The organism is Pseudonocardia sp. SID8383, from assembly GCF_009864975.1.
Lineage (GTDB): Bacteria > Actinomycetota > Actinomycetes > Mycobacteriales > Pseudonocardiaceae > Pseudonocardia > Pseudonocardia alni.
In genome coordinates this window covers 1-2,277 of sequence record NZ_WWFY01000490.1, presented here as the reverse complement: position 1 = coordinate 2,277, position 2,277 = coordinate 1, and the positions used below count along the sequence as shown (strand labels likewise).

2 protein-coding genes are annotated in these 2,277 nt (G+C 77.2%); both read left to right on the top strand.

The annotated features are described in order from the left end of the window. Positions 1-1,704: S41 family peptidase (locus GTW08_RS32705; RefSeq protein WP_202417070.1), on the top strand; the 1,704-nt coding region annotated here is incomplete at its 5' end. Between the two features lie 13 nt (positions 1,705-1,717). Further along, on the top strand, positions 1,718-2,277 hold a 560-nt coding region (locus GTW08_RS12065), incomplete at its 3' end, for a SurA N-terminal domain-containing protein (RefSeq protein ID WP_202417069.1).

The window sequence follows — 2,277 nt, the reverse complement described above, 5'->3', positions numbered from 1 at the left end:
CGTCGCCGGTCCGGGCGCGACGCCGACGAGGTACCGCCGGAGGTCGTCGTCGACGTCGAGGGCCTGGCCGACCGGGTCGTCGGCGTTCCGGTCGAGGCCGCCCGCTACACCCGGCTCGCCGCGGTCCGGGGCGGCCTGGTGTGGCTGCGGCTGCCCGGCGGCACCGGCGTGCTCGGCGACAGCCTCCCCGACGACGACGCCGAGCCCGACCGCGCCGTGCTGGAGCGGTTCGACCTGGCCCGGCGCACGGTCACCGTGGTCGCCGATCCGGCGTCGTCGTTCGCCGTGAGCGGCGACGGAACCCGGCTCGTCGTCCGCGACCGGGGCACGGTGCGGCTGCTGCGCGCCGACCGGGGCGGCTCCGCGGCACCCGAGGACGACGCGGGCGGCGACGAGTTCACGATCGACACCCGCCGGCTCGTGGTCACCGTCGACCCGGTCGCGGAGTGGCAGCAGATGTTCGACGAGACCGCACGTCTCATGCGCGACCACTTCTGGGTCGAGGACATGGCCGGCGTCGACTGGGCCGCCGAGACCGCCCGGTACCGGCCGCTGGTCGACCGGGCCGGGAGCCACGACGACCTGCTCGACGTGTTGTGGGAGCTGCACGGCGAGCTGGGGACCTCGCACGCCTACGTCATGGGCGGCCGCGCCGGGGGCGACCCGACCGGGCGCCCCGGCCTGCTCGGGGCGGACCTGGAACCCGACCCCGCAGGCGGACCGGGGTGGCGGGTCCGGCGCGTCCTGCCGCCGGAGACCTCCGCGCCCGCCGCGCGCAGCCCGCTGTCCGGGCCGGGCGTCGACGTGCGGGCCGGGGACGTGCTGCTGGAGGTGAACGGGCGCCCGCTGGACCCGCACTGGGGGGTCGCGCCACTGCTCGTCGCGACGGCCGGGAGCACCGTGGAGCTCACCGTCCGCTCCGGCCCCGACCGGCCCGACGCGGGCACCGTCCGCCGCGTCGCGGTGCGCCCGCTGCACTCCGAGGACGAGCTGCGCTACCAGGACCGGGTGGCCCGGCTGCGCGCCGAGGTCGCCGAGCGTTCCGGCGGCCGGGTGGGCTACCTGCACGTGCCGGACATGATGGGCTACGGCTGGGCCCAGCTGCACCGCGACCTCGCCCGCGAGACCGCGAAGGACGGTCTGCTGCTCGACGTGCGCGGCAACCGCGGCGGGCACACCTCGCAGCTGGTGGTGGAGAAGCTCGCCCGCCGCGTCATCGGGTGGGACCTGCCCCGGCACGGCGCACCCGCCACCTACCCCGAGCAGGCGCCGCGCGGGCCGGTGGTGACCCTGGCCGACGAGCGCTCCGGCTCCGACGGCGACATCGTCACCGCCGCCATCAAGCGGCTCGGGGTCGGCCCGGTCGTCGGGACCCGCACCTGGGGCGGGGTGATCGGGATCGACAGCCGCTACCGGCTCGTCGACGGCACCCTGGTGACCCAGCCCCGCTACGCCACCTGGTTCGACGACGTCGGCTGGACGATGGAGAACCATGGCGTCGACCCCGACGTGGAGGTGGTGGTGACCCCGCAGGACCGGGCGTCGGGACGGGACCCGCAGCTGGACCGGGCGATCGCGATCGCCCTGGCCCGGCTCGACGAGCACCCGCCCGCGCGGCCGCCGGACCTCGCGGGGCGGCCGTCGGCGGCCCGGCCCGCACTACCGGGCCGGCCGGGCGGGGGAGATCGGCACCACATCGCGTGAGAGGCTGACCGCCGTGCGCACTCGCAGGATCACCGCCGCCCTGCTGATCGTCGGGGCCGTCGCTGTCACCGGGGCCGGCTGCGGCACCGGACCGAGCCGGGTCGACGCAGCCGCGATCGTCGGCGAGACGTCGATCCCGCTCGCCACCGTGCAGCCCGCGATCACCTCGGTGCTCACCCGGCCCGGGCTGGTCGACGGTCTCAAGGCCCAGGGCGGGTCCGAGGCCGACATCGGGCGGGCCGTGGTGTCCCAGCTGGTGATCCGCGACCTGATCGGCCTGACCGCCCCGGAGCAGGGCGTCACCGTGTCCGACCAGCAGGTCGCCGCGGCGATCGCCCGGCAGGGCGGCGAGCAGGCGGTGCAGGAGTCGTCGCTGGCTGTCGGCGGTGCGCAGGCCGCCACCCGGGACGAGCTGACCCTGTCCGAGCTCGCCCGCCGCGAGCTGCCGCGGCTGTCGGTGACCGCGGACGTCGCGGTCGCCCAGGACCGGGCACAGGCCACCACGCTGGCCCGTGAGGTCGCCGCCGGCGGGCAGCGGGCCGAGGCGGCGCTGGCCGGTGCCGGCACCACCCA